Below are 24,848 nucleotides of genomic sequence, written 5' to 3' on the forward strand. Positions count from 1 at the left end.
ACGGCGGCGCGCCGCACTTCCCCCACGGGGGGTGCGGCGCGCCGTCGTCGTTCCGTACGGGTAGCATCGTGCCCGGCCGCGACTGGCGAAGGTGGATCACCACCGGGGAGCGGCAGTCACCCCCGTCTTTCCCGCGTGCGCGTCGACCGCCTGGGCGCCTGCGTCAGTGATGTCCCGCTGACCCAGGAGGCCTGGAGATGGAACTGCGTTACGGAATCAACCCCCAGCAGCGGGAGGCGACCACCGCGCCGGTGGCGTCCGGGAGTCGGCCGGTCCGGGTGGTGAACGGCAGCCCGTCCTACATCAACCTTCTCGACGCGCTGAACAGTTGGCAGCTGGTCCGGGAGGCGAGCCGCGTCCTGGGACGGCCGGCCGCCGCCTCCTTCAAGCACGTCTCGCCCGCCGGCGCGGCGGTGGCCGGGCCCGTCGACGAGGTGACCGCCGGGCTGTACGGCGTCGACCGCGACCGGGTCGGAGCACTGACCAGCGCCTACCTGCGCGCCCGCGACGCCGATCCGAAGTCCTCCTACGGCGACTTCGCCGCCGTCTCGCGCCCGGTCGACGCCGAACTCGCCGAACTGCTGAGCCGCGTGGTCTGCGACGGTGTCATCGCCCCCGGCTTCGCTCCCGGCACGGTCGCGACCCTGAGCGCGAAGAAGAGGGGCCGCTTCCTCGTCATGGAGGCCGACGAGAGCTTCACCCCGCCGAGCCACGAGGCCCGGGAGGTGTACGGCGTGCGGCTGACCCAGCAGCGCGACGACCTGCCCATCTCCCCCGCCCTCCTCGACGACGTCGTGTGCGGCGCGCTGACGCCGGCGGCCGCGGAGGACCTGCTGCTCGGACTCGCGGTGCTGCGCTACACCCAGTCCAACTCCGTCTGCTACGTACGCGGCGGGGCGACGCTCGGGATCGGCGCCGGGCAACAGTCCCGGGTGGACTGCACCCGGCTGGCGGGCGCGAAGACCGACACGTGGTGGCTGCGCCGCCACCCCGCCGTCCGCGCGCTCGCCTTCCGGCCGGGCATCCGCCGGCAGGACCGGATCAACTGGCAGATCCGGTTCGTCGAGGGCGACCTCACCCCGGACGAGCGCGCGCGCCTGTCCGGGGCCCTGTCCGTGCCCGCCCCCGACCTCACCGACGAGCAGCGCGGCGAGTGGCTCGCGGAGCTGACCGGTGTGGCGTTCGCCTCGGACGGCGCGCTGCCCTTCCGGGACAACGTCGACCACGCGCACCGGCACGGCGTCACCTCCATCGCCGAACCCGGTGGGTCGATCCGTTCCACCGACGTCGAGGACGCCTGCCGCGAGCACGGGATCACGCTCGCGCGCACCGGGCTGAGGCTCTTCCACCACTGATCGGCGGGGCGTCCCCTACGGGACCCAGTGGTTCCCCGAGGCCGTGATCATGACCTGGAGCTGGATGCTGGCCGAGAAGTAGCTGCTGGTGTCGACGGGAGTCGCCAGCATCTTGTTCCAGAGGGCGTCCAGCCAGGCCTGGCTGGACGGGTCGGTCATCGCCGCCACGGCGAACGGCGCGAAGAAGGCGGCCTCGCTGCCCGCCGAGATCTGGGTGCCGTTGAGCTTGTAGCCGATGGCGATCTTGTTCGGGTCGCCGCCGGTCTTCGTCTTGATCCAGCCGTTCAGTTTCCGCGCGGCCGCGAGTGACGTGGCGTCCCCGCTGGTCACCGCGTCGTCCGCGATGCGCCAGGGGGTACGACACGCGTTCCACCAGTACGCGCCGTCGTTGGGGTCCTCCAGGACCTGGCCCGTGGCGGGCCGGGGGGTGGTGTTCGTGTCGATGACGAAGTCGGGCAGCAGCCCGGTGCCGGAGGCGTACGTCGACTGGAGGCGCGAGATCTGCGTCTGGTGGGCACTGCGGACCGCGTCCCAGGCGGTGTCGCCCGTGGCCGTACGGAAGGCGCGGAAGTGGTCGACCATCCAGTCCGAGGTGCGGGACAGGTAGTAGTACTGGTCGCCGGAGCTGGTCCAGTCGCCGAGCTTCAGCAGCTTGGTCGTCGGGTTGAGCTCGTCCTTCTTGATCGCGGCGATGTGCTTGAGCGCGAGGTCCTTGTAGTCGTACGCGCCGGCGCTCCCCCACTGCTTGTCGGCGAGGAGCAGACCGTACGCCACGTCCATGTCGCCGTCGGTGGCGCCGTCACCGCCGTTGACGCTCTTGCAGGAGGCGTCCTGTTCGGCCGCGAGGAGGTTCGGGTTGATCGAGGACGGGTGGTCGATCTTCCACTTCACGAGCCCGTCGAAGATCTTCTTCGCGTCGGGGTCGGCGCCGGCCATGGTGGCGGCGATGACCATGCCGTACCCCTGCGCCTCGGCGACGTAGGGGTGGTCGGCGTCCGGCGAGATGATCTGGTACCAGCCGTTGCCGCAGTTCTGCCGGACGAAGGCGGCCTTCCACTTGTCGTAGTACTCGACGACCTTCTGGTCGATCGTCGCCTGGGCGCCGGAGGGCTTGAGCGTCCCGGCGGTGTAGGGCCTGAGGTGGCTGCCGAAGGGAACGGCCGGCCCGCCGGGGACGCCGCCGCCGGTCGGGGCGCCGTAGACCTCGACCTCCCAGAGGGAGTACCCGTACGGGGTGCCGCGCGTGGTGCCGTACACCCGGAGGTACCGGCCCGTGCCGGAGACCGCGAGGTCGTCGACGGCTCCGTCGCCGGTGGTCGTGGAGTGGATGTCGGTCCAGGTCGATCCGTCGGGCGAGGTCTGGACGCGGTAGGCCTTGCCGTAGGCGGCCTCCCAGGTGAGCTTCACCCGGGAGACGGTGTGCGTCGCCCCGAGGTCGATCCGGAGCCACTGCGGGTCGACGCCCTCCACGCTGGCCCAGCGGGTGGTGGCGCTGCCGTCCACCGCCCGGGCGGGTTCAAGACCGGCCGCCTCGACGGACGAGGCCGTCACCGGCTTTCCGGCGGAGACCAGGCCGTCGGCGGCGGCCGCCCGTTCCTGTGCGCTCGGCTGCGCCTGGGGGTGCGCCTGTGCCTGGGGGATCGACGTCAGGGGCAGCACCAGCAGTCCGGCGAGCCCGAGAAGCGAGACGCTTCGTCGACGCATGACAACTCCCTTTCCTTCGCGGCTCATTCGTTAGGAAGTTTTCCTAACCATTGAGCCGCGAGGGTAGAGAGGGCCGGGGGTCCGCGCAAGACCCCCGACCGGTCACGTGCGCGTCACGGGACGAGCCGCAGAAGGCGGTTGGGCGAGCCGCTGCCCGGGCTGGTCACCTTGTTCGGCGTGGCTCCGTTCACCAGGGCGGTCGCGACCTGCGCCGGAGTGGCGGAGGCGTGGCCCGCGAGGTAGACGGCGGCGGCGCCCGCGACGTGCGGGGTGGCCATCGAGGTGCCCGAGATCGTGTTCGTGGCCGTGTCGCTCGTGTGCCAGCCCGCGGTGATCGACACGCCGGGGGCGAACAGGTCGAGGACCGAACCGTAGTTGGACCAGCCGGCCTTGGCGTCGGTGTTGCTCGTGGCGCCGACCGTGATGGCGGCGGCGACGCGGGCGGGAGACGTGGAGGCCGCGTTGACACCGGAGTTGCCCGCGGCGACGGCGTAGGTGACGCCGTCCGCGATGGAGTTCTTCACCGCGTTGTCGAGGGCGGTGGAGGCGCCGCCGCCGAGGGAGAGGTTGGCGACGGCCGGGGCCCCCGCGGCGTGGTTCGAGGTGACCCAGTCGATGCCCGCGATGACGCCGGCGGTGGTGCCGGAACCGTTGTTGTCGAGGACCCGGACGGCCACGATCCTCGCGGCCTTGGCCACGCCGTACGTGGATCCCGCAATGGTGGTGGCCACGTGCGTGCCGTGACCGTTGCCGTCCTGGGCGACCGAGTCGCCGTCGACCGCGTCGTAGCCGTTCACCGCCCGGCCGGCGAGCTGCGAGTGCGAGATGCGGACGCCGGTGTCGATCACGTACGCGGTGACGCCGCTGCCGGCGGTGTCGGGGTACGTGTACGTGCCGGAGAGCGGGAGGTTCGCCTGGTCGATGCGGTCCAGGCCCCAGGGGGCGTTGGTCTGCGTCGCGTCGGCGCGGTAGACCTGGTTCTGCTCGACGGAGGCGACGGCCGGGTCGGCGGCGAGGCGGCGGGCCTCCGCCTCACCGAGGGTGGCCGTGTAGCCGTTGAGGGCGGAGCCGAAGGTCTTGCGGACCGTGCCGCCGTAACCGGCTATCAGGTTCCGGCCCTTGGCGGAGGCGGCCTTGAAGCCCGCGCCCTGCTTGAGGGTGACGATGTAGCTGCCGGGCACCGCGTCGGCCGAACCGGCCGCGAGGACGACGCCCTCGGCGGGTGCCGCCTGGGCGGGGACGGCGGCGAAGGTGCCGAGCAGGGCGGCCGCGGTCGCGGCGGAGACGGTCAGCGCGAGGCGGGCCTTGGTGTGCTGCGGGAGTGCCATGCGAGGGAGTCCTCCTCTTCGGCGTCGCGCCTGATGTGGGGCGGCGCGACTGTGGGGGGCGCGTGCGGTCACACGCACCGCCGGGAGCCGTGTGGGGCGATCCGGCGTGATCAACAGCCTGTCCGCTCCACGGGCGCCGCTCAAGGGAGTTGAGGACTTGTCATGCATCTGCCACACCCCGTCACGCATCCGCCACACTCCGGCAATCGAATCCCTGTCGAACCCATGGAAAACACCCGTCATCGGGCAGGGGTCGCCACCCGAACACCCCCTGCCGCTCGGCGCCGACGGCGGCCCGACGGCGACAGGACGCCACCCACGACGGGAACCGGATCGCGTTTCCGCAGGTCGGGGAGGCGGCGATGTGAAATCCGAACATCCATTGTTCGAGAGCGAGTTGGGATGTTAGCGTCCCCGATCAGCAGTGGTTTTGCGTCAGCGTGAACAAGCGGAGTCAACGGCTCCGCGCAGGGGAACCATCACTGTGGGGGGTGTAGTGGGTCCGCGTACTGTGGCCAGACTTCTGGACTTCGAACGGCACGTCGTCCCCGCCGTCGACCGCATCCGGAGGGTGCGGAGCGGCGAGGAGAGCGGGGAGACGAGCGAGGCGCTGGGCGATCTCCTCAGAACGGTCGAGGGCCTGACCGGTCTTCTGTCGGGGCGTCAGATATCGGCCACACTCGCCGATCTGACCGCCTGGCGGGACTCCGGGTGCGAGGGCACACCGCACTTCGACGCCACCCGGGACACCGTGCCCGCCCCGCTCGACGGAGAGGCGGCCGCGTTCGTCGGGCCCGTGGTCCTTCCCAACAGCGACCGCCACGAGGTCCACATCGAGGCGTTCTCCGTCGTCCGGCAGGATCCCGACTGCACCCCCCACCTCCAGTCCGTCTATCCGCACCCCAAGGCCGTCTTCCAGTCGACGCGCCTGCTGTCCGCCTCCCGTGGGCTGCGGGAGGGCAACTGCGTGGTGTTCTTCCCGGAGAACGTTCCGGCGGCGACGCCCTGTACGCACCAGAACTTCGCCTGGTTCTTCTTCAACCGGCACGTCGACATCTGGGCCCAGACCCTGGGCATCACGGACCGCCTCTGCGGCCCCGGTTCGCCGTTCGCCGGAGACGGCCGGCTGCTCTCCGTGGGGCTCGACCCCGAGGACGTGTACCAGGCCCGGTGCGTCTGGGGCTACCTGCACGACTACTTCCACCACACCGGCCCCCGCCCGCTCGACCAGCACCTGGCGCTGAAGACGAAGTGGCGTCCCGGCCTCCTGGAGGAGCTCAAGGTCGACATGAAGTCGGCGATCGCCTGCTTCGAGGAGGAAGTGCCGTTCGGGCCCGTCGTCTTCGAGTACATCCTGCTGGAACGTCTCTTCCGCTACCCGGCTCAGCCCGAACCGCTGCGCAACTTCGACGCCGGAACCGGCTTCGCGCTGGGCACCTGGCTCGCCGCGCACGGCCTCTTCACCGACGACGGCCGGGGCCGGCGCCGCCTCGGCGCCAAGGCGGAGATCGTGGAGAGCGTCCGCGAACTCGTCGCCCTCATCGAGGAGATCGAGACGATCGAGGACGACGAGACCTACAGGTCGCGGGCCACCGACTTCCTGTACGAGACGCTGCTGCGGCGCCCCGAGACCAAGCCCCACCGGTACGGCGGCCCGCTGGCGCCGCTCGGTCTGTGGGGTGCCGAGGTCCATGTCTGAGATACCGAAGGGCCGCGCGCCCGACCCGACCGGCCCGACGCCACCCACGACTCCACCCACGGCGACGTCCGGCCCGACACCGACACCGACACCGACACCGACACCGCAACCGCCCGCGGCCGTCCTCCGGGACCCGGGCTTCTGCCGCCACTCCACCGGCCATGTCGCCGTCGTGGAGTGGGACGCCGACACCGGTTGGTCCGAACCCACCATCGAGCCCTACGCCATGCTGTCGATGGACCCGGCGACCCTGGGACTCCACTACGGGCAGGCCGTCTTCGAGGGACTCAAGGCCTTCCGCACCGAGGACGGCTCGGTGTCCCTCTTCCGGCCGGCCGACCACGGCCGCAGGCTGGGGCTCTCGGCCGCCCGGCTCGCCATGCCCGAGATGCCGGCCGAGCTGTTCACCCGGACCTGTACCGCCCTCGTCGCAGCCGACGAGGCCTGGGTGCCCGGCGGGTACGGGCAGAGCCTCTACCTCCGGCCCCTGCTGCTCGGCACCGAGGCCGACCTGGGGCTCAAGCCCTCGCGGCGCGCCCGCTGCGTCTTCCTCGCCTACCCCGCCGACCCCTGCTTCGGGAACGACTTCCGGCCGCTCGCGGTCTCCACCGCCACCGAGACCGTCCGCGTCGTACGCGGCGGCACGGGCGAGTCGAAGTGCGCGGGGAACTACGCCGCCGGACTGCTGACCCGTACCCGGGCCCAGGCCGCGGGGTACGCCGAGGTCCTGTGGCTCGACGGGATCGAGCGCCGCTGGGTGGAGGAGCTCAGCACCATGAACGTCTTCCTCGTCTGGGACGACGAGGACGGCGTACGGGTGACCACGCCCCCCTGCGACGGAACGATCGTCCGCGGCCTCACCCGCGACTCGCTGCTCACCCTCGCCGGGGACCTCGGTCTGCGCGCCACCGAGGAGCCCGCCGCGATCGACACGGTCCGCGACGGCATCCGCTCCGGCCGTCTCACCGAGATGTTCGCCTGCGGGACCGCCGGCGTGGTCGTCGCCGTGGGCCGCCTCGGCACCGGGGACGAGGACCTGACCATCGGCGACGGCCGGGAGGGTCCGGTGACCGGGCGGCTCCGGAACGCCCTCCTGGACGTCCAGCACGGACGTACGCCCGACAAGCACGGATGGCTGCTCCGGATCGACACGGCCGGGGACGGGACCGAGGCCGGAGCGCCGGCGGACGGCGCGCACGCAGACCGAAGCGGGGGACGACACGCATGAACGTCAGCACGGGACTGACGGCCGACCGCGACCGGACACTGTCGAGAGTCGCCAGGATCCACACCCTCGGCCCCTCCGGCACCAATCTGGAGAAGGCCGCCCACCACTGGTTCGCCGAGCGGGACCTCGCCGGGACGGTCGTGCTCCACTCCGAGGTGGAGGACGGGCTCGACGTCATGGCCTTCGACGGCACCGAGGCCATCCTGGCCTGCGCCGTCTACCCGCGCCTCCACGACCTCGTCTTCGGCAATCTGCACCGCCTGGAGATGGTCGACAGCTTCATCCTGGACACCCACGACATGGTCCTCGCCGGCCGTCCCGGCCAGACCGACGTCGCCACGATCGTCTCCCACCCGGCCCCCAGTTGTCTGGTGGCCGACCGGGGCACCGTCTCCTTCGCCAGCAGCAACTCCCGCGCCGCCGCCCTGTGCGCCGCCGGGGAGTTCGACGCCTGTGTGACCACGGACCGGGCGGCCGACTCCGAGGGCCTGCGGGTCGTCGAGAACTTCGGGCCCGTCCCGATGGTCTTCACCCTCCACGCGGGCAAGGTCCCCGACGGCCCGGGGAGCGGAACGTCCTGATGAGCAAGACCACACCGGCGGCCGGGAGCCGTCGCCTGCCCGCCGCGTTCCGGGCCCTCATGGCGAGCGAGGCCGTCTCCTCGGCCGGCTCGCAGCTGACGCTGGTCGCCCTGCCCGTCCTCGCCGCGGTGGACCTCGGCGCCTCCCCCTCGCAGATCGCCCTGCTGAGCGGCGCGCAGTTCGTCCCCGTACTCGTCGTCACGCCCTTCGCCGGCAGGCTCGCGGATCTGCGGGACCGCGCGCCGCTGCTCTATCTGTCCCACTTCGCACGCGCCGTCGTCCTGCTCCTGGTCGTGGTGCTTGCCGCCGCGGCGTGGCTGGACTACACGATGCTCTTCGCGGCGGCGATGCTGCTCGGAGCGTTCACCGCGCTCTTCGACACCTCGCTGCTCGCCTATGTACCGGACACCGTCGAGACCGAGGAGCTGACCCGCGCGAACGGTCAGCTGGCGGCGGTCAACGCGGTCTCCCAGACCGCCGGGCCGGCCGTCGGAGGCCTGATCGTCTCGGGTCTCGGACCGGTGCTCGCCGTCGCCCTCGACGCCGTCTCCTACCTGTTCGGCGGGGCGGCGCTGCGGATGCGCCGGAAGCCCTCGCGGAACCGGGCCACCCGGGAGAACGCCTCCATCCGGGCCGGTTTCGCCGCCGTGGCCGCCTCCGACCCGCTGCGCCGACTGGTCGCGTCCGGCGCCCTGTTCAACCTGGCCGAACAAGTCGCCCTGAGCGTGCTGTTCATCGCCGTGGTGCAGGAGACGGACCACTCCGTCACCTTCCTCGGCTTCGGCTTCAGCGCGGCCGGCGTCGGCAGCGTGATCGGCGCCAGGGCCACCGCCCGGTACGGCGGCGGGGACGGCGCCCGGTCCTGGGTGTGGGCCCTGCTGGTCTCCCAGGCGGCGCTGCTCGCCGCGCTCTGGTCGCTCGGCCTGGGCCTCTGGGGCGCCGCGGGCTTCATGGTGGCGATGCTCGTGTACGGCGCGGCCATCGCGTTCTACAACGTGCACGCCCTGACCCGACGTCAACTGGTGTCGCCCGAGGGGATGCTGGGCCGGGTCAACGCCGTCTACCGCACCTTCGCGTTCGGCACCATCCCCATCGGCTCGGGCGTCGCCGCGCTCCTGCTGCTCTTCACCAGCGCTCCGACGGCGGCCACGCTGGTCGCCGTGCTGAGCGTCGTCGCCACCTGGATCCTCGCCAAGGGGACGTACACGACCGAGAGGCGGGACGAGGCATGGACCGGCTGACCCCCTGCACATCCTTCACCGTGGGCGAGCGGGCCCGGCTCGACGCCTCCGGGGCCGAGGAGTCATGGCTCGACGAGGGCGGGTTCTACACCTCGCGCCGCTGGACGGTCTCCCAGGAGGGCGACCGCGGCTTCCGTACGGAGTACCTCGTCGGCCACGACGGGGAGACCGGTCCGACCGGCGCCCTCGTCCCCTTCCACACGGCGTCCGGCGGCGACAGCAATCCGCTCTACAACGAGGCCACGCTCCTCGGCTACACCCCGGACGTGCAGGTCCTCGCCGGCTCGCGCACCGGCTACGACAACCGGATCCAGCTGCGTCCCGGGCTCTCCGGCGCGGACCGCGGCCGGCTCCTGACCGCCCTCTGCGACCGCCTCCTGGAGCGGGCCGAGGAGCGGGGCGCCCGGCACGTGTCCTGGTGGTACCTGCCCGACGAGGAGGCCCGGGAGCTCGCCGCGCTGCCCGGCTTCGCCACCGTCGCCACGCCCTGTCTGCCCACGGCGGTGGTCCGCCCGCGCGGCGCGGGCTTCGAGGAGCACGTCGCCGCGCTGCCCGCCTCGCGGCGGTCGCTGGTCCGCCGCGATCTGCGGCGGCTCGCCGCCGGCGGCTACCGGTCCCGTAGCCTCACGGCCGATCCGGCGGACCTGGAGCGGTACGCGCCGCTCGTCGTCCAGGTGCAGGTCCGGCACGGTGAGGAGCTCAGCGAGGAGGGCGCGCTCCGGTACCTGCACCGATGTCTGAGCATCGGCTCCGACGACGAGGGCCCCGGCGACGACGGGTCCGGCAGCAAGGAGTCCAGCGACAACGTGGTGATCACGGAGGTCGTGGACGAGAAGGACCGCCCGGCCGCCTTCGCCCTGGGGATCGTCCACGGCCGGACGCTGCACATGCGGGTGTTCGGCTGCGACTACGCGGGCGGGCACGGAGCCAGTGGCGAGTACTTCGAGGCGACCGTGTACGAGCCGCTGCGGCTCGCCCTCGCGCGCGGCCTCGACGCCGTCCACCTCGGCGTCACCTCCTACCGGGCGAAGTCCCTGCGGGGCGCCGAACTCCGCCCCCGCCGCACCCTGTTGATGTCCCGCTCGGAGCGGGACCTGCCCACGCCCGCACCCGACTGGAGCTTCCTCGGGGACGACGAGCGGTTCCTCGCCGGAGCGTCATCGGAGGTCATCCCGTGCTGATCGTCGTCCAGCCCCTCTCCGCCGGGGTGCGGCTCGCCGCCCGCGCGGTACGGGCCGGCATCCCCTGTCTGATCCCCACCCAGTTCCCCGAGCTGCTGCCGCCGGAGGTCACGGCGGGCGCGACCGTCGTCGACTGGCATCCCGAGCTCGGCGTGCCCGGCCTGCTCCGCCGCGTCGAGGAGTCCGGGGCCCGGCCCACCGGGGTCGTCGCGGGCTTCGAGTACGTCGTGCCGGAGAGCGCGGAGCTGGCCCGGACGCTGGGCCTGCCGGCGCTCGGCGCGGAGGCCGCCGAGGCGGTGCGCCAGAAGGACGTGATGCGCCGGCGGTGCGCCGAACGGGACATCGCCTTCCCGCGTTCGGTGCCCGTCGCGCCCGAGTCGGCGGGCCCCTGCCCGCTGCCGTTCCCCGTGGTGGTCAAGCCGGTGGACTGCGGCGGCAGCCTGATGGTGAGTCTCTGCCGCGACGCGGAGGAGTACGAGCGCGCCCTGGCGGCCGTGCACCGGCCCGGCGAGGTGAAGTTCCATCCCAGCCCCCGGCGGGTCGCGCTGGTGGAGGAGTACGTCGAGGGGCCGGAGTTCTCCCTCGACGGCTGGGTGGACGGCGCCGGTCCGCACGTCGCCAGCGTCACCACCAAGTTCCTTTCGGACCCGCCCGACTTCTTCGAGACGGGTCACATCGCCACCGCCCCCGCGCACTCCCCGCACGGCGCGCTCCTGGAGGAGTTCGCCCGGCGGGTCGTGGAGGCCTTCGACCTGACCGTCGGCCCCTTCCACATCGAGACCCGGATCGACCGCGGCGGCCGGCCCGTGCTGATCGAGGTCGGTGCCCGGCTGGCCGGCGACTGCATCCCCGAACTGGTGCTCGCCGGCCCCGGGGTGGACCTGTGCGCCGCCGCCGTGGACGCCGCCCGGGGCGTGCGGCACGAGCCTGGCCCCCTCTCCCCGGTGAGCGCGGGTCTGGCGTTCGTCACGACCGACCGTCCCGGGCCCTTCGCCGGGACGCTCTCCGGTGCCGAGCCGTTCCTCCGGGCCGAGGAGTTCCGGGGGCTCGTCCCGGAGGCCGAGCCGGGCACGGTCCTCGACCCGGCCGACATCTTCAGCAACCGGGTCGCCCGGCTCCACTTCGAGGGAGACCTCGACCGGGTGGAACGGCTGGTCGCCTCCGTCCTCACCGAGGTCGAGGTCGACATCGCGGCCGCCGGCGCGACCGGCACCCAGCGCCCCGTACTCAAGGAAAAGGAAGGTGTCCGCGCATGAGCAACGAACTGGTCGTCACGCCGACCAGCACCCCTCGCCCCCGGCCGGAGGCGGGTTCGTCCACCGGGGCGATCCTCACCGACCACGCGTTCTTCATGCGGACCGGGAAGCGCCGCAGCTGGCAGGGGCTGACCGTCGCCGACCGCGACGCGATCCCGGCGCTGCGGCCCACCGCCGCCGCCGTGCACGGCGGGCAGGTCGTGATCGACGGGTTCACGGCGCACCGGATGGCGGACGGGACCGTCTCCGTGTTCCGTCCCGACAGTCACATCAAGCGGCTCAACAACGGAGCCCGGCGCCTCGCCCTGCCGCAGGTCGACTTCGACCGGGTGTGGAGCTCCGTACGCGCCCTGGTGGAGCTGGACCAGGGGTGGCTGCCCGAGGAGCCGGGCGCGACCCTGGACCTGCGGGCGGTGCTGGCCGCCGACGGGACGGGACTCTCGGCGGCCCCGGCCGACGACTGCCTGTTCTACGTGCTGGCCTCGGTGGCGGATCCCGCCGCGGCCGCCGGGAGCCCGGTGCGGGCGATGACGCTCGACGGCTACGTCCGGGCCTGGCCCGGCGGCACGGGTGACGTCAACGTCGCCGGCACGGTCGCCGCGGGCGTCGTCCCGGGCGAGATCGCCGCCAACTACGGCTACGACCACGTGCTGTGGCTCGACGGGCCGCAGGGCCGCTTCGTCCAGCAGATCGGGCGGCTGAACGTCTTCTTCGTGATCGACGGGGTCCTGACCACGCCGGTCCTGGACCGGACCGTCCTGCCGGGCATCACCCGCGACTCCGTCGTCAAGCTGGCGCGCGACTCCGGGACGAGGGTCGTCGAGCGGCAGGTGGAGCTGGCCGAGGTCCTCAAGGGCATCGCGGACGGCACGGTCGGCGAGTGCTTCGCCACCGGCACCGGGGTCGGCGTGGTGCCGGTGACGGGGCTGGGGCACGAGGGCGAGGAGCACCGGCTCGGCGAGGCGGCCGGGCCCGTGACCACGCGTTTCCGGGAGCTGCTCTCGTCCGTCCACCGGGGCGGGGCGGTCGACCGGTTCGGGTGGATGCGCCGGGTGACCGAGGTCGCTCCGGTCCACGCGTGAGGGCGTCACACCCCCTGTGACACGAGTCGCGGCGAAGAGGCCGGGAACGAAGAGCGCGGAGGTAGCGAAGAGATGGCGTACGTCGTCACCGACGAGTGCATCGGCTGCAAGTACACGGATTGTGTGGACGTCTGCCCCGTGAGCTGTTTCCACGAGGGCCCCGACATGCTCTACATCAATCCCGAGGAGTGCATCGACTGCAACGCGTGCGTCGCCGAGTGCCCGCCCGAGGCGATCTGGGCGGACGTCGACCTGCCGGAGGAGAAGCTCCAGTGGATCGAGATCAACGGAGAGATGAGCGCCACCTACCCGGTGCTCGACCAGAGCCGGGGTCCCAAGGGACAGCCCGCCAGCCAGCCTTCCTGATCAGAGAACGGGAACCGAGGCCATGACGACCCACGTCGAGAACCCCTTCATGCTCGGCCTTGACTCGAACTTCTATTTGAAGGACGAGTTCGAGAGCCCCGAGAAGCGCACCAACGTCACCTGGTTCTACCCCAAGATCTGCGGCTTCCAGGACGCCCTCGACGACGAGGCGAAGAAGGCGGAGTACTTCTCCTTCCTGGACCGGCAGTCCCACCCGGAGCAGACCGACATCCTGCTCTACTTCCACATCCCCTTCTGCGAGGCGTTCTGCAACTTCTGCGCGTGCTTCAAGGAGTCCGCGGCGAAGTACCAGGGCGAGCGGCAGAAGCGCTTCGTCAGGGCGATGGTGAAGGAGATCGAGCGCAACGCGCGCTCGAAGTACTTCCAGGGGACGAAGGTCAAGTACGTCCAGTTCGGCGGCGGCACCCCCTCCGCGCTGGAGCAGGAGTCGATGGCCGACATCCTGGAGGCCGTGCACCGCGAGTTCGACCTCAGCGAGGTCGACGGCATCTCCCTGGAGGGCAGCCCGCTCGGGCTCTCCAAGGACGGCTACATCGAGATGCTCAAGTCGCTCGGCATCACCCGCATCTCCTTCGGCGTGCAGACCCTCGACGAGGAGATCCGGCGGAAGCTGACCATCAAGGCCACCGTCGAGCAGGTCCACCAGACCGCCGAGAACATCCGCAAGGCCGGGATCCGCACCTTCGCGCTCGACCTGATGTACAACCTGCCGGGGCAGGACGACGAGGTCCTCGCCCGGGACCTGGAGGGCATCTGCGCCGAGCTGCGGCCCAGCTTCGTCCAGACGTACCGCTTCAACCAGTGGGAGGGGACGCGGCTCGACCAGCAGATCCGGGCGGGGAAGGTCGCCGACGTCAAGCCCTCGGGCAGCATCGAGCGGGTCCAGTACCGCCAGATCAAGGACGGGCTCGCGGCCTACGGCTACGACAAGCAGCTCCTGATCAACTTCTTCACCCACCTGGACGACCCGGGCGAGATCGGCCTCAACCACGCCTGTGGCGGCAACGGTTACCGCGCCAGCTACACCCTCGGCATCGGTCCGGCCGCCGAGAACTACATGGGCGAGCGGAGCTACCGCAACCACACCGACGTGGAGCGGTGGATGCGGGACGTGGAGGCCGGTGTCCTCCCCATCGAGCAGGGCCGGATCTGCAGCGAGGACGAGGTCGAGAACCGCGTCATGGTCTTCTTCCCGGTCTTCGGCACCGTCCGGAAGGAGGACGTCGCCAACTTCGAGAAGTACCGCCGGGAGGTCGACTGGCTGGTCGAGGGCGGCTACGCGGTGGAGACCGACGAGGAGCTGACCCTCACCGAGGTGGGCCGGGAGAACGCCGGCAACATCGCCTTCCTCTTCTACTCCGACGAGGAGAAGGCCCGGGCCCGCCGCACCATGTACCTCTCGCTGAAGAACAAGCGCAACCCCTTCCACCAGGACCAGCAGAACATCCCGCGGACCCCGCTCTTCCTGCAGACCCGTCCCAAGACCGCGGACGAGGCGCCCAAGACGCAGGACGAGACCCCCGCGGCGCCGGAGAGGAGCTGAACCGAGGGTGAGTGACCGCAAGACCCAGGCGGACATCGAGAACGACCTCCGCGAGGTCATCGCCGAGATCTTCCCGCACCAGCGGGTCGACCTCACGTCCGGCACCCCGCTCTTCAACGGCGGGCTGTCGCTGAACTCGACGCAGATGATCGAGCTGACCCTGGCCTTCGAGACGTACTACGACATCGAGCTCGAACCGGAGCTGCTCACGGTGGAGAACTTCGCCACCCTGGGCTCCCTCTCCGGGCTCCTCGAAGAGCTCCTGGACGACGAGGTGTCCCCTGTCTGAGATCGCCACGACGGGCCCGGCCCCGGCCGGGTCCCGTTCACGAGCGGACGCGCGGATCGTCCTGATCCACGGGAACGCCGGGGCGAGCGTCGAGGGCATCTGGTTCCCGTACCTGCGACGGGAGTTGGAGGCCCTCGGCCACCACGTGGTGGCCGAGACCTTCCCCGATCCCATCAAGGGCCGGATGCGGTACTGGCTTCCGTACCTCACGGACGTCATCCGCCCGGACGAGAACACGGTGATCGTCGGGCACTCGTCCGGGGCGCTCGCCGCCTTCCGGTACGCCGAGACGGCCCCGCTGCTCGGCACCTTCGCCGTCGCCGGACACCACACCGACTGCGGCTTCGAACTGGAGCGCCGCAGCGGCTTCTTCGACCGGCCGTGGGACTGGGAGGCGATCCGGGGCAACCAGCGCTTCATCGCCCAGTTCCACTCGAAGGACGACCCCTGGGTCCCCTTCGAGGTCGCCGAGGAGCTGCACGGCCTGACGGGCAGCGATTTCACGGTGATGGACGGCCTGGGTCACTTCGGCTCGTACGACCAACAGATGGACACCTTCCCGGAGTTGCTGGACGCGATCCGGCGCCGGCTGGAGGACCCCACGACCTGGCGGGAGGAAGGATGAGCGACTGCGGCGGGAGCACCGCCCCGCGGTTCGCGGACGAGCTCCTGGAGGGCCGGCGCGAGAGCGCGGCCACGGCCGTGGTGGACCTGGACTCCGGCGAGCGGGTCTCGTACGCGACCCTGGCCCGGCGTACGCAGACGCTGACGGACCTCCTCTCCGGGCACGGTGTCGGCCGGGGTTCGACCGTCGCCATGGTGATGGACAAGTCCGTCGCCTCGGTGACGGTCATGTGGGCCGCGCTGCGGCTGGGCGCCCGGTACGTCCCGCTGGACGAGTCACTGCCGTCGGCGCGGGTCGCGCTGCTGCTCGGCATGTGCGAACCCACCGTGACGCTCGTCCACCCCCAGCATCGCGGCCTGCTCGACGGGGCGCCCGCGGGCACCGTCGTGACGGTGGGCGGAGAGCTCCCCGCGGAGCCCGACGGGGAGTGGTGGGATCCCGGGGCCGAGACCGACGTCCGCGCCGCAGACTTGGCCTGCCGCGCCCCCGACGACCACGCGTACGTCGTCTTCACCTCGGGGTCGACGGGCTCCCCCAAGGGTGTCGTGATCAGCCACCGGGCCATGTGCGCCCTCCTCGACGGGGTGCAGCGGGTGGTCGGCTTCGAGGAGGACATGCGCTACCTCAACGTGGCGCCGCTCTTCTTCGACGCCTCGGTGGTCGACCTCTGGTCGACCTTCCTGGTCGGCGGCACCGTCCATCTGCTGCCCCGGCTGCGGATGCCCACCCAGATCACCCGGGCGTGCGAGGAGTGGCGGATCACCGACACCCTGCTCGTGCCCTCGGTGATCCGCATGCTGGTGGGCCGCTTCAGCGACGCGGGCCGCCGCGACCTGAGCTCCCTGCGGCGGCTCTGGTTCGGCGGCGAGTCCTGCCCGGTGTCGGTGCTGCGCGCCTTCGCCGCGATGGTGCCGGGGCTCACGTACGTCCACGGGTACGGGCCGACCGAGACCACGCACAGCGCGACGCTCTTCCTCACCGACGACATCGCCGGGTACGAGGAGGAGTTCCTGCCGATCGGCGGCCCGCTGCCCTCGGTCGACCTCCTCGTCGTCGACGACGGGCTCCGGCCCGTTCCCGACGGCGAGACCGGTGAACTGCTCATCGGCGGGCCCCAGATGATGGTCGGCTACTGCGGGGACCCGGAGCGCACCGCGCGGGCCCTCGTCGAACCGCCGGGCGCCGGCGGCGAGCGCTTCTACCGCTCCGGCGACTACGTGTGGCGGCGCGGCGACGGCGCCCTCGTCTTCCTGGGCCGGCGCGACGACGCCCTGAAGATCAACGGCAACCTCGTCCATCTGTCGGAGGTCGAGGCGGCGACGCTCGCCGTGCGGTGGGTGACGGACTGCTGCGCGGTGCCGGCCGAACACCCCGTGACGGGAAAGGCGATCACCCTCTTCGTCCTGGGGCGGCGGGACGCCGGCGACTCCCTTCCGGACGAGACGGAGCTCCGCCGGGAGCTGGCGCTGCGGCTGCCCGACTACATGCTCCCGGCCCGGATCGACTTCCTGGCCGACGGGGACGTGGACCTGACGCCGTCCGGCAAGCTCGACCGCAGCCGCCTGCGGGAACTCGCGAACAAGTAGCGCACACGCGAAGGGAAGGGAAGGCAGCGCATGGTGGAGGAGGAGCTCGCCCGCTTCGAGCGGTACGGCGCCGTGACCGTCGTCCCCCGCTCGGCCACCGGGCTCGCGCTCGGCGACGACCCGGCGCTGCTCCTGCGGCATCCGGTGGAGGAGTTCCTGCCGGAGCCCGCCACGATCGACCGGCTGGCCGACGCGTACGCCCGCGAGGGCCTGCGCGTCGAGGCGCGCACCGATGTCGGACTCACCGTCGGCGGCGATGTGGAGCTCCTCGCGGAGGTCTTCGGCAGCCCCGTGCGGCCCGTACGCAACAAGTACATCCGGGAGTCCGTGCGGTACGAGCCGGTGGCCGCCGGACCGCTCAGGTCCCGCCCGCACCCCGAACTCGTCGCCGAGGTCCGGGCGCCCCGGGCGGGGTTCGAGCTGGCGGCGAGTGCCACTCCCCCGCTGCCGCCGAGCGACCGGCACCTGCGGCTGCCCGAGGACGCTGCGCGGCTCGCGGGCGCCGACCGGCTGCACGCGGACGGCATCAGGGGTGACGGGGTCCGGGTCGTGATGGTGGACACCGGTCTCTACGACCATCCGCACCACCGGGCGCACGGCTACACCACCTCCGTGGTCCCGGCGCTCGCCCCGCTCGACCCCGAGGCCGACGAACGGGGGCACGGCACGGCGATGTCGGCGCTGCTCCTGGCGGTCGCCCCGGGGGTGGAGCTGACCATGGTCAAGATGGCGGGCGAGGCGTTCTCCTTCCCGCTCGCCGCGTTCCAGCGGGCCGTACAGCTGGCGCCGGACGTCATCTCGTGCAGCTGGGGCACCCTGCGGGCGGAGCCACATCTGCACCTGGAGGTCGCCGACGCGGTCCGGCGGGGCATCACGGTCCTGTTCGCCGCGGGGAACGGCTCCACCGACCGGCGTACCGCCATGTTCCAGTCGGTGGCCACGCCCGGGGCGCTCACGGTCGGCGGGGTCCACGTCGGCCCGGACGGCGGGCTGCGCGCCTCCGACCTCGCCTCCAGCTACCGGTCGTCGGTCTTCCCCGGCCGGGCCGTGCCCGATCTGTCCGGTCCCTGCGGGATGTTGCCCAACGGGAACTACATCGTGTTCCCGACGCAGCCGGGCTGCCTCTTCGACCGGCGGAACAGCGCCTACGACGGGACCGCACCCGACGACGGCTGGCTGGTCTCCAGCGGGACCTCGGGGGCGACGGCCTACGCGGCCGGGGTGGCGGCGCTCGCCGTGCAGCAGGGCATCGGCAAGGGCCGGGCGCTCCGGACGGCGGACCTGGCGGAGGCCTGCCTGCCGGTCACCGAGGGGCGCTCGATCACCGGGGACGACTGCGGTGGGGTGTGCCCGAACCACGCGGTGGGCCATGGCCTGCTCACCGCGCGCATGCTCCATCATGGGTGACGGCTCGGCACCTGGTCCGCCGATCGCCGGACGGAGCAAGAGAGTTGGTTGTCGGCATGATGATCGGTCCCACGGGCGGCGACACCGCCGTCGCCGGAGAACTCGCCACGATCGGTGAGGCCTCGGCCTCGGCGGCGTACGGCCTGGTCGGCAGGCCCGTCCTGTGCGTGGGCACGGATCTGGTGGAGGTGGACGAGATGCGGGCGGTCCTCGCCCGCCAACCACGCTTCGCGGCACGGGTGTTCACACCCGGCGAGCGCGCGTACTGCGACATCCCGGCGGACGGCGCCGAACGGTACGCCGTGCGCTTCGCCGCCAAGGAGGCGGTCCTGAAGGCGCTGGGAGTGGGCCTCACCGGTTCGGTCCTGACCGAGGTCGAGGTGGTGCGCGCCCCGTCCGGCAGCCCGTCGCTCCGGCTGACGGGCCGCGCCGCGGCGCTGGCCGAGGAGGCGGGCGTACGGACCTGGCTGATCACCCTCACCCACACGCGCACCCTGGCCCACGCCTTCGTGGCGGGACTCCCGGCCGGACTCCCGGCCGGCTGACCGGGGGCCGCACCGGGGCCGCACCCCCTGACCGCGCCCCGTGGCCCGCCGCCGCGCGGTGCTCACCCGCCGGCCTCGGCCACCGCCGCGATACGCAGGGACTCCACCAGCTCGCGGTAGAGGGTGTCCGACTCCAGCAGCTCCTCGTGGCGACCCTGTGCGCGGACGCGTCCGGCCTCCATCACGACGATCGTGTCGGCGTCGATCACCGTCGACAGGCGGTGGGCGATCGTCACCACGGCGCCGGTGCTCGCGCGGGAGCGGACGCACTCCTGCACGGCCACCTCGGTCAGGCCGTCCAGCTGGGCGGTGGCCTCGTCGAGCAGCAGCACGTCCGGGGTGCCGAGGAGGGCACGGGCCAGGGCGATGCGCTGGCGCTCCCCGCCCGACACGCTCGCCGAGGACAGCTCCGTGTCCAGGCCGTCGTCCAGCGTGTCGACCTTCTCGGCGAGCCGGACGTCTCGCAGGACGCGCCACAGTTCGTCCGAGGTGGCCTCGGGGCGCGCGAGGAGGAGGTTGTCACGGATCGTCCCGGGGACGATCGGGGTGTCCTGCTCGACGTAGGCGAGACGCGACCGGATCTCGTCGTGGCCGTGGTCGCGGTACGGCCGGCCGTCGAGGAGCAGCTCGCCGGCCGTCGGCTCCAGGAACCGCAGGACGAGGGAGAGCAGGGTGGTCTTGCCCGCTCCCGACGGGCCGACGATCGCGGTATGGCCTCGCCGGGGGACGGCGAGGTCGACGTCCCGTACCGCCGGTGCCGTGCCCGGCCCGTAGGCGGCCGTGACGTTCCTCAGCCACAGCACCGGCGTGCCGTCGTGGCACCCGCCGACCGTCGAGTCGTCGTGGAACTCGCCGGTCGTCGGGCCGTCTTCGGCCGACGAAGGGGACGCGGCCTCGCCCTCGACGGGCAACGCGTCCGTCTGCCGGATGCGTTCGGCGGCCGCGATGCCGGACTGCAGCGTGGTCACGTTGTGGCTCAGCTCAGTGACGGGGTCCATCAGGGCGAACGCGTAGAGGAGGAAGGCGATCAGGCCGGACACCTCCAGCCGCCCCTCGCCGACCCGCCAGGCGCCGACGGCGAGGATCGCGATGATCGCCAGGTTGACGCCGGACCACGCGGTCGTCCAGGCCAGCGCCTCGCGGCGGACGGCGCGGATGCCGTGCTCGGTCGAGGCGCGCGCGTCGGACATGATCCGCTCGGCCATGCGGTCCTCGGCGCGGTTGACCTTGACGGTGCGGATCGCGCGCAGCGTGCCTTCGAGGACACCGCCGAGCCGCCCCACATGGTCCTGGGCCCGCTGCTGGGCCTTGGCGATGCCAGGCATCAGGAGCGCGAAGGCCACGCCGATCAGCGCCACGGCGGCCACGGTGGTGGCGAGCAGTACGGGGTCGAGGACGCCCATCAGGACGAGGCTGCCGACCAGCATGACGGCGCCGTTGATCAGCCCGACCAGCGATTCGGCGGCGGCCTCGCGCAGCAGCACGGTGTCCGAGGTGACGCGGGTGACGAGTTCGCCGGTCGGATGCCGGGTGACGCCGGGCACGGTGGCCCGGAGGAAGCGCCGGACCATCGACTCGCGGGCCTCCAGCACCACCCGTTCCCCGAGCGCGCCCAGCAGCGTCCACTGCCGGTAGGAGACGGCGCCGCCGACCACGAGCAGCACGAGGAGGGCCGCCACGGGGCCCACCAGCGACGCGGAGCCGCCGAACGCGTCGAGCACCTGCTTGGTGACCATGGGCGTGGCGAGGCCGAGGGCGGAGGCGACGAGCGCCAGGCCGAGGCCCTGGACGAGGGTGCGCCGGTGCGGGCGGACGAACGACCACAGGATGCGCAGACGCGGCGCGGCCGTGCGGGCACGGGGAGTGGGGGCGAGGGAAGTGGCCATACCCATAAGGGAACACCCGTGTTCCACAACGGTCAAATGCTTTCCCAAACGGCACTGGCTGTTACCCTGAGCGCATGGGGTCCGAGCACACCGCCGCGCACCGCGCGGCCACCACCAGCGAGAGCGCCACCCGCGCCCGCACCCGACGCGCGATCCTCGACGCGGCCGTCTCCCTGCTCTCCACCGATCACGCCGCCTCCCTCGGCGATGTGGCGGAGGCCGCGGGCGTGGGGCGCACCACGGTCCACCGCTACTTCCCCGAGCGCTCCGACCTGCTGGCGGCGATCGGCGCGGACGTCCGCGAACGGGTCGCGGCGGCCACCGACCGCGCCCGGCTCGACGAGGGTCCGGCCCCCGAGGCGATGGAGCGGCTCTGCCTGGAGTACTTCGAGCTCGGCGACCGCCTGATGCTCCTGTACGACGTGCCGCAGTTCATCGCCTGGTCCGGCATCGAGGAGGAGACCCCCGCCGACCTTGCCGTCCTTGCCCTCGTCCGTCGGGGCCAGGAGGAGGGTAGCCTCGACGGCACGGTCGACGTCTCCTGGCTCCAGGAGGTCATGTGGGCGATGCTCTACACGGCCTGGCTCCAGGCCCGCGATCGCGGCACCCCCAAGCACACCTCGCTGTCGCTGTGCCTGCACACCCTGAGGAAGGCCACCGCTCCCTAAGGGGTGTCTCAGCGCGGACCGAGGACGGCGGAACGATGTACCGGTTTGCCTGATACCTTCGAAATGCCGTAATTGATCTGCGACACGCATCCGTGCCGCCCGCACGACGGGATCAGAGATGACCGGTGGACCCGAGCCCCTCAGCGCCGTCGCCCGCGACGCCTTCGAGCGGGAGCTCGTCGACCTGCGGACCGAACGCGAAACGGTCGCCGTGACCCTGCGGGACGGTGGCGGCGATCAGGCGGGCGACCGGGCCGACCAGGCCGACGAGCTGCAACGCGTCACCGACCTCCAGCGGCTGGACGCCCGTATCGCCGAGATCGAGGCCCGGCTGCGCGAGGGCTCCGTCGCCGGGCCGCCGAGCACCGACGTGGTCGGTGTCGGCAGCAGTGTGACCGTACGGTTCGCCGACGCCACGGAGACGACCGTCCAGATCGGCGAGGTCGCCGAGGTCCTGGACGCGACCATGGTCACCGCCGACAGCCCGCTCGGCCGCGCGCTGCTCGGCCACCGCGCCGGCGACACCGTCACGTACGACACCCCCGCGGGCCGGACGACCGCGGTCGTGCTGTCGCTCGGCTAGTGCGGCCAGTCGGCTGGTTCGCCAGTTCGGCCAGTTCGGCCAGTTCGGCCAGTTCGGCTAGTTCGGCTAGTTCGTGACGATCCCGGTGACCAGATTGATCGTGGTGGCCAGGATGCTGGCTCCGAAGACGTACGACAGCAGGCAGTGCCGGAGGACGATCGCACGGAACGTCGACGTCGAGACGTTCGTGTCGGAGACCTGGTAGGTCATGCCGAGGTTGAAGCTGAAGTAGAGGAAGTCGCTGTACCGCGGTGGGTCGTCGCTGTTGAAGTCGATCCCGCCGCCGGGTTCCAGGGCGTAGTAGAGGTACGCGTAGCGCGTGGCGTACATCAGGTGGAGCGACGCCCAGGCCATGAACACGCCGCCGAGCGCCGTCGCGGCCGCGGCGTGGCTCAGGTCCGAGTTGCCGACCAGCAGCATCACGACGATGCCGACGAGGCCGCCGACCGCGGCCCCGACGACGGCGAGCTCCTCGACGACGGGCCGGAACTCCTCGCGCCGGACGTTGTGATGGGTGGTGGCGGCGTCCATGGGCCACAGCACCCACCATCCCGTGACGACGAAGAGGGCCTGCGCCGTGGCGATGCCGGCGAGGATGCCGAGCGGCGCGTGCGTCAGTCCGCCGACGGCCGTGCCGGCCGCCGCGCCGAGGAACACCGATGCGGCGAGCCGGGGAACGGCTCCGAGCCACCAGCGGTTCACGGGTCAGGCCTCCAGGACGACCACGGCCTCGTCGGTGTACGCGAGGAACGTCAGCGTCTCGTGGAAGTACAGCTCGACGCTGTCGGCGTCGTGACCCGTGTAGCCGATCGCCACGTCCTGCCCGAGCAGCAGCTCGAAGTCGCCGCCGCGGGTGGAGAGGACGAAGCCGCCGCTGAGGGCGGGCGCCCAGATCGGGGAGCCGTCCAGCATCCGGCCCAGGTGGGCCGCGATCGGGTACCCGTGGTCGGAGGTCTCGCTGACCGCCCGGTACTCGTCCGCGCCGAGCAGCAGCGCGTACGGCCCGTCGACGCCGACGAGCCGCAGCGCCGTCAGGGCCCGGCTGACCGCGTCGGGATAGTCGCGCGGCTCGACGGGCAGCCGCAGCACCGGGTTGGAGGACCGGGAGCGCAGCCCGTCGACGCCGGCGGCACCGTACCCATCGAAGATCGTCCTGTCCTCGACGTACGCCATCGTGCGGGCCGCGTCCTTGACGGGCTGCCAGTCGGAGTCCCTGGAGCCGCGCTCGACGTCGTCGACGGCGGCCCGGGAGACGGTGAACGGCACCCGCAGTTCGACGATCGGCCGCGCCTCGCGCAGCCGCGCCGAGACACCGGGCGCGGGCGGGTGGATGTCGGTCAGATGGCCGACGCCCACGGCAGCGAGCCCGGGACCCGCCGGGTCGGGGACGTCGACGACGCGGCGGCCCGCGACATGGCGCCGGAACGTGCGGCGGGCCTCCTCCTCGATCTCCGCCCAGGCCGCGGGGGTGATCGGGGCGAGCTCACGGTGCAGGTTGTTCGTCACGTCGGGAGTCGTCATGACGCGGGGGCTCCTTTCAGACTGCCGATGCCCAGGGAGTCCCCGACGCCCGGGGAATCACCGGGGGCCTGGGAGTCCCCGGCGCCCGGGGAATCACCGGGGGCCTGGGAGTCACCGATGCCCTGTTGGTCACCGGGGCTCACGGCGGCCGTGGACCGGGCGGAGGGGGCGGCGGGGAGGTCGTCGAGCAGGTCGGCGCTCGGCACGAAGAAGAGACCGCCGGTGACGGCTCGGGAGAAGTCGAGGATGCGGTCCGTGTTGCCCGGGGGATCCCCGAGGAACATGTTGCGGAGCATCCGCTCGGTGACGGCGGGGGTGCGGGCGTAGCCGATGAAGTACGTGCCGAACTCTCCGCTGCCCACCCGCCCGAACGGCATGTTCTCGCGCAGGATCTGCTGCTCCACGCCGTCGTCGTCGGTGATCGTGTTGAGCGCGACGTGCGAGTTCGCCGGCTTGACCTCGTCGGGCAGTTCGACGTTGGCCTGCTTGGTGCGGCCGATGACGTGCTCCTGCTCCTCGACGGTGAGGGAGTCCCAGGCGGTCATGTCGTGTACGTACTTCTGCACGACGACGTAGCTTCCGCCCCGGAACTCCGGGTCCTCGTCGCCGATGTGCACGGCCTCGGCGGCAGCCGTGCCCGTGGGGTTCTCGCTGCCGTCGACGAAGCCGAGCAGGTCGCGCTGGTCGAAGTACGTGAAGCCGTGGACCTCGTCGACGACCGTCACCGCTCCGCCCAGCCGGTCCAGGATCAGCCTGGCCAGTTCGAAGCAGAGGTCCATGCGCCGGGCGCGCAGATGGAGGAGCAGGTCGCCCGGGGTGGCCGGGGCGTGGTGGCGGGGGCCGTGCAGCGGTGGGAAGGGGTGCAGGTCGCGCGGGCGGGGATCGCCGACCAGCCGGTCCCAGGCATCCGATCCCAGGCCGACGACGCAGGTGAGCCCGGACTCGGGGGAACGGAACGCCACCGAGCGGGTCAGACCCGCCAGGTCCTGGAGCCCCGCCCGGACGGCCGCCTCGGCGCCGGGGGCCACGGTGACCACCAGGAAGACGGCCGCCCCGGCCCGGGTGGGCGGCGTGACCACGGCCTGGGCGACCCCGGACTGGGCGACGAGGGACTGGGCGACGACCATGTGACTCCCGTCGAGCACTGATGCAC

At 72.1% G+C, this 24,848-nt stretch carries 23 protein-coding genes and 1 riboswitch; of the genes, 17 read left to right on the top strand and 6 right to left on the bottom strand.

Going from position 1 to position 24,848, the window contains the following annotated elements; all coding sequences use genetic code 11:
• Positions 1 to 68: 68 nt before the first annotated feature.
• A riboswitch (ZMP/ZTP riboswitch) is annotated at positions 69 to 163 on the top strand.
• A gap of 34 nt (positions 164 to 197) precedes the next feature.
• Positions 198 to 1,355: a phosphoribosylaminoimidazolecarboxamide formyltransferase gene (locus OG361_RS03010; protein ID WP_405851709.1), complete on the top strand. Its 1,158-nt coding sequence runs from the start codon at positions 198 to 200 to the stop codon at positions 1,353 to 1,355.
• 15 nt (positions 1,356 to 1,370) lie between these two features.
• On the opposite strand, the gene OG361_RS03015 is transcribed toward OG361_RS03010, so the two are convergent.
• Positions 1,371 to 3,059, bottom strand: a complete 1,689-nt coding sequence (locus tag OG361_RS03015; protein WP_405851710.1) for a glycosyl hydrolase family 8 — start codon at positions 3,057 to 3,059, stop codon at positions 1,371 to 1,373.
• A gap of 113 nt (positions 3,060 to 3,172) precedes the next feature.
• Positions 3,173 to 4,387 carry a S8 family peptidase gene (locus OG361_RS03020; RefSeq protein WP_405851711.1) on the bottom strand — a complete coding sequence of 405 codons (1,215 nt, stop codon included), beginning with the start codon at positions 4,385 to 4,387 and terminating at the stop codon, positions 3,173 to 3,175.
• Between the two features lie 511 nt (positions 4,388 to 4,898).
• Here OG361_RS03020 and OG361_RS03025 point away from each other — a divergent pair.
• The 14 genes from OG361_RS03025 (at position 4,899) to acpS (ending at position 19,037) form a co-directional block, all read left to right on the top strand.
• A complete protein-coding gene (locus OG361_RS03025) occupies positions 4,899 to 6,086 on the top strand; it encodes a DUF6421 family protein (protein ID WP_405851712.1) in 1,188 nt (395 codons plus the stop codon).
• Positions 6,079 to 7,314, top strand: a complete 1,236-nt coding sequence (locus OG361_RS03030) for a branched-chain amino acid aminotransferase (protein ID WP_405851713.1) — start codon at positions 6,079 to 6,081, stop codon at positions 7,312 to 7,314. Before OG361_RS03025 ends, OG361_RS03030 begins: the two co-directional genes overlap by 8 nt.
• A complete protein-coding gene (locus OG361_RS03035; RefSeq protein ID WP_405851714.1) occupies positions 7,311 to 7,895 on the top strand; it encodes a bacilysin biosynthesis protein BacA in 585 nt (194 codons plus the stop codon). The genes OG361_RS03030 and OG361_RS03035 overlap by 4 nt, the downstream gene beginning before the upstream one ends.
• The gene (locus OG361_RS03040) at positions 7,895 to 9,136 is read left to right on the top strand and encodes an MFS transporter (RefSeq protein WP_405851715.1); all 1,242 of its coding nucleotides are present in this window, start codon (positions 7,895 to 7,897) and stop codon (positions 9,134 to 9,136) included. The genes OG361_RS03035 and OG361_RS03040 overlap by 1 nt, the downstream gene beginning before the upstream one ends.
• Complete coding sequence (locus OG361_RS03045) at positions 9,124 to 10,317, top strand: hypothetical protein (protein WP_405851717.1); 1,194 nt, start codon at positions 9,124 to 9,126, stop codon at positions 10,315 to 10,317. Before OG361_RS03040 ends, OG361_RS03045 begins: the two co-directional genes overlap by 13 nt.
• Positions 10,311 to 11,573, top strand: coding sequence for an acetyl-CoA carboxylase biotin carboxylase subunit family protein (locus OG361_RS03050; RefSeq protein WP_405851718.1), 1,263 nt, complete (start codon positions 10,311 to 10,313; stop codon positions 11,571 to 11,573). Before OG361_RS03045 ends, OG361_RS03050 begins: the two co-directional genes overlap by 7 nt.
• Positions 11,570 to 12,655, top strand: coding sequence for an aminotransferase class IV (locus OG361_RS03055; RefSeq protein WP_405851719.1), 1,086 nt, complete (start codon positions 11,570 to 11,572; stop codon positions 12,653 to 12,655). The genes OG361_RS03050 and OG361_RS03055 overlap by 4 nt, the downstream gene beginning before the upstream one ends.
• 72 nt (positions 12,656 to 12,727) lie before the next feature.
• A complete protein-coding gene (locus tag OG361_RS03060) occupies positions 12,728 to 13,021 on the top strand; it encodes a ferredoxin family protein (protein ID WP_384559560.1) in 294 nt (97 codons plus the stop codon).
• A gap of 22 nt (positions 13,022 to 13,043) precedes the next feature.
• Entirely contained in the window at positions 13,044 to 14,585 is a 1,542-nt protein-coding gene (locus OG361_RS03065; protein WP_405851720.1) for a coproporphyrinogen-III oxidase family protein, read from the top strand.
• Between the two features lie 7 nt (positions 14,586 to 14,592).
• Positions 14,593 to 14,874: an acyl carrier protein gene (locus OG361_RS03070; protein ID WP_384559564.1), complete on the top strand. Its 282-nt coding sequence runs from the start codon at positions 14,593 to 14,595 to the stop codon at positions 14,872 to 14,874.
• 64 nt (positions 14,875 to 14,938) lie between these two features.
• Entirely contained in the window at positions 14,939 to 15,499 is a 561-nt protein-coding gene (locus OG361_RS03075; protein ID WP_405862032.1) for an RBBP9/YdeN family alpha/beta hydrolase, read from the top strand.
• Entirely contained in the window at positions 15,496 to 17,085 is a 1,590-nt protein-coding gene (locus OG361_RS03080; RefSeq protein WP_405851721.1) for an amino acid adenylation domain-containing protein, read from the top strand. The genes OG361_RS03075 and OG361_RS03080 overlap by 4 nt, the downstream gene beginning before the upstream one ends.
• Before the next feature lie 30 nt (positions 17,086 to 17,115).
• Positions 17,116 to 18,492, top strand: a complete 1,377-nt coding sequence (locus OG361_RS03085; RefSeq protein ID WP_405851722.1) for a S8 family serine peptidase — start codon at positions 17,116 to 17,118, stop codon at positions 18,490 to 18,492.
• Between the two features lie 56 nt (positions 18,493 to 18,548).
• Complete coding sequence (acpS, locus tag OG361_RS03090; RefSeq protein WP_405851723.1) at positions 18,549 to 19,037, top strand: holo-ACP synthase; 489 nt, start codon at positions 18,549 to 18,551, stop codon at positions 19,035 to 19,037.
• 62 nt (positions 19,038 to 19,099) lie between these two features.
• Here the strand turns inward: acpS and OG361_RS03095 are convergent, their stop codons facing one another.
• A complete protein-coding gene (locus tag OG361_RS03095) occupies positions 19,100 to 20,923 on the bottom strand; it encodes an ABC transporter ATP-binding protein (RefSeq protein ID WP_405851724.1) in 1,824 nt (607 codons plus the stop codon).
• 74 nt (positions 20,924 to 20,997) lie between these two features.
• Between OG361_RS03095 and OG361_RS03100 the strand changes: the two genes are divergently transcribed.
• Positions 20,998 to 21,591, top strand: a complete 594-nt coding sequence (locus OG361_RS03100) for a TetR/AcrR family transcriptional regulator (RefSeq protein WP_405851725.1) — start codon at positions 20,998 to 21,000, stop codon at positions 21,589 to 21,591.
• A gap of 118 nt (positions 21,592 to 21,709) precedes the next feature.
• Positions 21,710 to 22,174, top strand: a complete 465-nt coding sequence (locus tag OG361_RS03105; RefSeq protein WP_405851726.1) for a GreA/GreB family elongation factor — start codon at positions 21,710 to 21,712, stop codon at positions 22,172 to 22,174.
• A 66-nt stretch (positions 22,175 to 22,240) separates the two neighbouring features.
• Here OG361_RS03105 and OG361_RS03110 read toward each other — a convergent pair whose 3' ends face one another.
• From OG361_RS03110 to OG361_RS03120, 3 genes are read right to left on the bottom strand one after another with little or no spacing between them, the layout of a single operon-like run.
• On the bottom strand, positions 22,241 to 22,876 hold the full coding sequence (locus OG361_RS03110) for a DUF1345 domain-containing protein (RefSeq protein ID WP_405851728.1): 636 nt from the start codon (positions 22,874 to 22,876) through the stop codon (positions 22,241 to 22,243).
• 3 nt (positions 22,877 to 22,879) lie between these two features.
• Positions 22,880 to 23,695, bottom strand: a complete 816-nt coding sequence (locus OG361_RS03115) for a family 1 encapsulin nanocompartment shell protein (protein ID WP_405851729.1) — start codon at positions 23,693 to 23,695, stop codon at positions 22,880 to 22,882.
• Positions 23,692 to 24,822, bottom strand: coding sequence for a Dyp-type peroxidase (locus OG361_RS03120; RefSeq protein WP_405851730.1), 1,131 nt, complete (start codon positions 24,820 to 24,822; stop codon positions 23,692 to 23,694). The genes OG361_RS03115 and OG361_RS03120 overlap by 4 nt, the downstream gene beginning before the upstream one ends.
• Between the last annotated feature and the right edge of the window lie 26 nt (positions 24,823 to 24,848).

This window comes from Streptomyces sp. NBC_00090, from assembly GCF_045160815.1.
In the GTDB taxonomy this organism is placed as follows: domain Bacteria; phylum Actinomycetota; class Actinomycetes; order Streptomycetales; family Streptomycetaceae; genus Streptomyces.

Coding starts and splice junctions, on each gene's coding strand:
- OG361_RS03030 (WP_405851713.1), top strand. CDS start 6,079: ATGTCTGAGATACCGAAGGGCCGCGCGCCCGACCCGACCGGCCCGACG.
- OG361_RS03010 (WP_405851709.1), top strand. CDS start 198: ATGGAACTGCGTTACGGAATCAACCCCCAGCAGCGGGAGGCGACCACC.
- OG361_RS03060 (WP_384559560.1), top strand. CDS start 12,728: ATGGCGTACGTCGTCACCGACGAGTGCATCGGCTGCAAGTACACGGAT.
- OG361_RS03015 (WP_405851710.1), bottom strand. CDS start 3,059: ATGCGTCGACGAAGCGTCTCGCTTCTCGGGCTCGCCGGACTGCTGGTG.
- OG361_RS03115 (WP_405851729.1), bottom strand. CDS start 23,695: ATGACGACTCCCGACGTGACGAACAACCTGCACCGTGAGCTCGCCCCG.
- OG361_RS03080 (WP_405851721.1), top strand. CDS start 15,496: ATGAGCGACTGCGGCGGGAGCACCGCCCCGCGGTTCGCGGACGAGCTC.
- acpS (WP_405851723.1), top strand. CDS start 18,549: ATGATGATCGGTCCCACGGGCGGCGACACCGCCGTCGCCGGAGAACTC.
- OG361_RS03020 (WP_405851711.1), bottom strand. CDS start 4,387: ATGGCACTCCCGCAGCACACCAAGGCCCGCCTCGCGCTGACCGTCTCC.
- OG361_RS03085 (WP_405851722.1), top strand. CDS start 17,116: ATGGTGGAGGAGGAGCTCGCCCGCTTCGAGCGGTACGGCGCCGTGACC.
- OG361_RS03095 (WP_405851724.1), bottom strand. CDS start 20,923: ATGGCCACTTCCCTCGCCCCCACTCCCCGTGCCCGCACGGCCGCGCCG.
- OG361_RS03120 (WP_405851730.1), bottom strand. CDS start 24,822: ATGGTCGTCGCCCAGTCCCTCGTCGCCCAGTCCGGGGTCGCCCAGGCC.
- OG361_RS03100 (WP_405851725.1), top strand. CDS start 20,998: ATGGGGTCCGAGCACACCGCCGCGCACCGCGCGGCCACCACCAGCGAG.
- OG361_RS03055 (WP_405851719.1), top strand. CDS start 11,570: ATGAGCAACGAACTGGTCGTCACGCCGACCAGCACCCCTCGCCCCCGG.
- OG361_RS03035 (WP_405851714.1), top strand. CDS start 7,311: ATGAACGTCAGCACGGGACTGACGGCCGACCGCGACCGGACACTGTCG.
- OG361_RS03045 (WP_405851717.1), top strand. CDS start 9,124: ATGGACCGGCTGACCCCCTGCACATCCTTCACCGTGGGCGAGCGGGCC.
- OG361_RS03040 (WP_405851715.1), top strand. CDS start 7,895: ATGAGCAAGACCACACCGGCGGCCGGGAGCCGTCGCCTGCCCGCCGCG.
- OG361_RS03065 (WP_405851720.1), top strand. CDS start 13,044: ATGACGACCCACGTCGAGAACCCCTTCATGCTCGGCCTTGACTCGAAC.
- OG361_RS03105 (WP_405851726.1), top strand. CDS start 21,710: ATGACCGGTGGACCCGAGCCCCTCAGCGCCGTCGCCCGCGACGCCTTC.